This window comes from Micrococcus sp. ACRRV, assembly GCF_022346985.1.
Classification (GTDB): Bacteria; Actinomycetota; Actinomycetes; order Actinomycetales; family Micrococcaceae; genus Micrococcus; species Micrococcus porci.
Genome location: NZ_JAKRNH010000148.1, coordinates 1 through 4,398 on the forward strand (window position 1 = coordinate 1; position 4,398 = coordinate 4,398).

4 protein-coding genes and 1 pseudogene are annotated in these 4,398 nt (G+C 75.6%); 3 read left to right on the forward strand and 2 right to left on the reverse strand.

Features of this window, described 5'->3' with window-relative positions; genetic code table 11:
- A pseudogene (locus tag MHY29_RS11345) lies at window positions 1–1,132 on the forward strand (hypothetical protein); the annotation flags it as partial.
- On the opposite strand, the gene MHY29_RS11350 reads toward MHY29_RS11345, so the two are convergent.
- Window positions 1,119–1,433 carry a hypothetical protein gene (locus tag MHY29_RS11350; RefSeq protein ID WP_224355655.1) on the reverse strand — a complete coding sequence of 105 codons (315 nt, stop codon included), beginning with the start codon at window positions 1,431–1,433 and terminating at the stop codon, window positions 1,119–1,121. The pseudogene MHY29_RS11345 and the gene MHY29_RS11350 overlap by 14 nt on opposite strands.
- 94 nt (window positions 1,434–1,527) lie before the next feature.
- On the opposite strand from MHY29_RS11350, the gene MHY29_RS11355 reads away from it, so the two are divergent.
- Entirely contained in the window at window positions 1,528–2,067 is a 540-nt protein-coding gene (locus tag MHY29_RS11355) for an NUDIX hydrolase family protein (protein ID WP_224355656.1), read from the forward strand.
- A 1-nt stretch (window position 2,068) separates the two neighbouring features.
- A complete protein-coding gene (locus tag MHY29_RS11360) occupies window positions 2,069–2,965 on the forward strand; it encodes a DUF6707 family protein (RefSeq protein WP_224355657.1) in 897 nt (298 codons plus the stop codon).
- A gap of 127 nt (window positions 2,966–3,092) precedes the next feature.
- On the opposite strand, the gene MHY29_RS11365 is transcribed toward MHY29_RS11360, so the two are convergent.
- Window positions 3,093–4,331: an FUSC family protein gene (locus tag MHY29_RS11365; protein WP_239241299.1), complete on the reverse strand. Its 1,239-nt coding sequence runs from the start codon at window positions 4,329–4,331 to the stop codon at window positions 3,093–3,095.
- Window positions 4,332–4,398 lie beyond the last annotated feature (67 nt).

Below are 4,398 nucleotides of genomic sequence, written 5' to 3' on the forward strand. Positions count from 1 at the left end.
GGACATCGTCCCGCCCGCCCACCTGCGCCCCCTGCTCGCGGACCCCGCCGAGGGGCTCGACGACGCCGCCCTCCTCGAGCGCGCCCGCGCCGCCCTCCCGCAGTGGCGGCGCACGGGCCGGCTGCTGACCAAGGCCGACGCCGTCCGGGCGCAGACCGCCCACGGCGCGGCGGACGGCACGGGACCGGCCACGGGGGCGTTCCCGATCGTGCCCGGGTACGTGCCGCCGTCGGGCCCGCCGGAGCCCCGCGCCCCCGCCACCCGGGAGGATCGCCGGCACCAGCTGGAGCTCACCGGCGCGTGGCTGCTGTTCGTGCTGGCGTCCGCGTGGGGGCTCGGCCTGTTCCGGCTGGTGCCGGGCCTGCGGGTGGTGGACCAGGGGTCGTACACGGCCGCGCACGGGGGCCGCTACGCGTTCACCACGTCCGTGCTCTCCCTGTTCCCGCTGCACCCTGCGGTCTGGCCGGTGCTCTGGCTGGCCCTGGGGGTGTACGTGGCGCACCAGTGGGGTCCGGGCCAGGGTGCGGCCGCCCGCCAGCGTCAGACCCGCCGCAGCGTGGCGGGCGCGCTGGCGCTCACGGCCCTGTGGTTCCCGCTGGCGGTGCTGGTGCCGTGGGGCCTGGAGTTCGTGGTGTGGCTGGCCGCGCTGGCGCTGATGATCCGGGTGATGCGCGGCCTCACGGCCGTCCCAGCCCGCACGCGCGCAGCGCAGACGTGCACGGACGGCGTGCTGGGCGGGTTCCTGGGGCTGCTGCTGGCCGCCGCGCCCACCACCCTGGCCTCGCCGGTGGCCGCCACCGGCGTGTTCTGGGGCTGGTTCCCCTCGGCGCTCGTGGCCGCCGCCCTGCTGTGGGCCGTGGTGCTGACCGGCGCGCGCCTGGCCCTGCAGGACCGCGGCCGGCTGGGCCTGGCGCTCGGCATGGCGTGGACGCTCCTGTGCCTGGCCCTGCCGCGACTGCTGCCCAGCCCCCTCGGGGCGTGGCAGAGCGCGTGGGTCGGCCTGTCCGCCGTGGCCGGCGGCCTGGGCGTCCTGCTCCTCGTGGTGGTGCGCCGCACCTGGGTGCGGGAGATCGAGGAGCAGGCGGCCGCGGCTCCGCAGGGCGTGCCGGCGGGGCGGGTCAACGGGCGCTGACGGGCAGCCAGCGGCCGCCCTCGCGGCGCAGCACGTCCAGGCGGCCCACGGTGGCGACGTCGGCCACGGCCTCCGCCATGCGGCCCGCCACGGCGGCGGCCTCGGCGTCCTCGGCGGCGCGGTGCGCGGCGGGCACGGTGAACCGCAGGACGATGCGCGGCACCCGCGCGACGACCTCCACATCCTTCGCGGCGACCTCGTGGGTCGCGCCGATCGCGGCCTCGGCCGTGTCCAGGACCTCCTCGGGCCGGTGGCCGGGCAGGACGTCGCCGATCTGCAGGCGGGCGCGGTAGGAGGGCATGCGCCCAGGGTAGGGCAGGTCCCGGGTGCGGCACCCGGTCACCCGTCGGCGGACGGGCGTGCCCCGGGGCGCAATCTCCGGTAGAACAGAGGGCATGAGCGTGCGCACCCCCGACCCGAACCCGGGCTGGCTGAACGAGGAGGACCTCTACGAGGCCCGACGTCGGCTGCCCATGGTGTACGTGGAGGCCATCCCCGTGCGCGTGGACGCCCTGGGGTACGTCTCCGAGATCGGGCTGCTGTACGTGGCGGACGAGGAGGGGCAGTTCCAGCGGACGTTCGTCTCCGGGCGCGTGATGTACCGGGAGACGATCCGCGGCGCGCTCATGCGCCACCTGGAGAAGGACCTCGGCCCGCTGGCCTTCCCGCAGCTGCCGCCGAGCCTCGTGCCGTGCGCGGTGGCCGAGTACTTCCCGGCGCCGTCGGAGACGGGCCTGACCGACGACCGGCAGCACGCCGTGTCCCTGGTCTACGTGGTCCCGGTGTCGGGCGAGTGCAGCCCGCGCCAGGACGCGCTGGAGCTGACGTGGCTGACCCCGCAGGAGGCTCTGGGCGAGGACGTCCAGGCGGAGTTCATCGGCGGCCGCGGGAACCTGGTGCGCCAGGCCCTGGCCCATGTCGGATGGGGGCGCTGAGGTGGCACCGATCGCGGGCGGGTACCTCCGCCACCTGAAGGCCCAGGACGTGCGTCCGGGCGACTCCTTCCTCACCCGCCGCGGCGAGCCTGCGCCGGCGGTGGCGTCCACACGCGTCGTGCGTGACGACTTCGGCACCCCGGCCCTGGTGATCGCCACCCTGGTGGGCGGGCGCGAGGTGAAGATCGCGCACGGCTCCGTGATCCGGGTGCGCACGGACCGCCCGGAGGAGGTCAAGGCCGCCGCGGACACCGCGTTCTCCCCGGTGGACGCCGGCTCGCCGGAGTCGCGGATCGTCGCCGTGGGGCAGCGCCACCTCGACGACGCCGAGCTCACCGCCACCGCGGCGCGCCTGTCCCACGGGCTGAACCTGCGCTCGGGCGCGCAGCTGGAGGACGTGTTCGGCATGGCCGAGCGCATGTACCTGTTGCACGAGGACGTGGAGGGCACGCTCACCACCCTGGGCCTGCTCACCAACCTGCCCTGGGACGGGGCGGTGGGCCGCTGGAAGTCGATCCAGGCGGCGCTGGGCCTGGCGGCGCTGATCCTGCGCGAGGACGGGGACCACATCACGGCCGCCAACCTGGGCTCCCGCCTGAAGGAGGCGGACGAGGTCCCCTCGGAGCCCGGCCGCGCCGCCCGCGTGCTGGAGGTGCGCCAGCGTCAGCTGGACGAGCCGCAGCTCTACGACCGGGAGATCTCCCGCGCCCTGCAGGCCCGCGACGCCGAGGCCGAGTTCCGCTGGCGCCGCGCCCGGTTCGCGCAGCTGCTGTACCTCCGCGGCCGCGGCGGTTCTCAGACCCTCACGGACCAGGACCTCGACTCGCGGATCCACCGCGAGTTGGGCACCTTGCGCCAGCTCGCGAAGCGGCTCGCCGCCCAGGCCGCCCGGGCCTGACCCCCCCTCGCTTTCGTTCGCGAAACGGACGGCGCGTCGCCCGCTGCCGTGCGCGAAAGGGACGGCGCGTCGCCCGCTGCCGTGCGCGAAAGGGACGGCGCTCCGCCGTCGCCCCCTCAGCTGACCGTCAGCCGCGTCCGCCGACCGGCCGCTGGATCTGCTCCGGACGCACGATCGGGATCTCCCGGGTCGGGTCCGGGGAGCGCCGGACCCACTTGCGCCACGCCCACGGGTAGAGGACGCACACGATGCCGACGACGGCCCCGATCACGGTCTCCACGGCGCGATCCTGGAGGTTGCGGAACGCGCCGGCCTCTGCGAGGGACCCGGCCCCACCCACGGTGACGGCCACGAGCATGGTGGACAGCAGCGCCAGCGGCGTCACCACCGTCTGGGCGATCACGTACTGCCGGGCGATGTACACCTCGGCCAGGACCTGCAGCACGGCGATGACCAGCACGATCCCCACCGCCGGCGGGTCCAGGAGCACGATCAGGGCGGTGAGCCCCAGGCCGAGGACCGTTCCGAGGACGCGCTGCAGGCCCCGGTTCACGCGGTAGCGCGTGGAGTGGCCGGCCAGCGGCACGACGGCCGCCACCATGGCCCAGTAGTTGTGGCGGACGCCCTGCGGGGCCGCCACGAGGGTCGCCACGGAGCCCGCGACCCCGGCTGCAATCACGTACCACATGGCCTCGAGCAGGATGAGGCGCCGCCGCCCCCGGTCCGGGCGGTCCGACGGCGGCCAGGTCAGCGGGGTGCGGTGGCTCGGCAGCACGCGGGAGGACAGTCCCACCGCGATGGCCCACACGACGACGGCCACCGCCATCAGCATCCCCTCCACGGCCGGGGGCTTGACGGGCACGGACGCGACCGCGGCGAAGGCGAAGATGTGGAACAGGGAGCCGGCCGGGCGCAGGTTCCACCAGCCGGTGGCCACGGTGGCCACGCCCGCGATCACGGTGGTCCACAGGACCAGGCCCCAGGAGTCGTGGGCCTCGGAGATCCCGAACCGCCCGGCCACGGTGGCGGCGGTCAGGACGCCGAGCATGAGCAGCCCGGCGCGCAGCTGGGTGCGCAGCCGCACCCCGTGGGGCTCGTTGCGGCCGTAGATCCCCGTGAAGGCCGCGAACGTGGCGTAGCTGGCCAGGTCCATGCGGTCCAGGGCGAGGAGGAGCAGCAGCGGCACCAGGATGGTCACGCCGACGCGCAGGCCGACCTCGTGCCCCCTGTCCGGCGGGCCGATCGTGAACATCGCGGGGAACGGGTTCACGTCGGCGAGGCGCACGGGGCGGGTGTCCTTTCGGCGGGGGCGGCGGGCACGGATCCGGCCCATCGCCAGCGGAACGCCCGGGGCCTGCGTCGTCATCCCGTCCGGAGGGTGAGATCCGGCGCAACGCAAGGTGACCGGGGTCTCACCCCGGTCTAGCCTGGGC

Bases quoted from the DNA above. Each gene is read 5' to 3' on its own strand.
- MHY29_RS11350 (WP_224355655.1), bottom strand. From the start codon at position 1,433: ATGCCCTCCTACCGCGCCCGCCTGCAGATCGGCGACGTCCTGCCCGGC.
- MHY29_RS11355 (WP_224355656.1), top strand. From the start codon at position 1,528: ATGAGCGTGCGCACCCCCGACCCGAACCCGGGCTGGCTGAACGAGGAG.
- MHY29_RS11365 (WP_239241299.1), bottom strand. From the start codon at position 4,331: ATGACGACGCAGGCCCCGGGCGTTCCGCTGGCGATGGGCCGGATCCGT.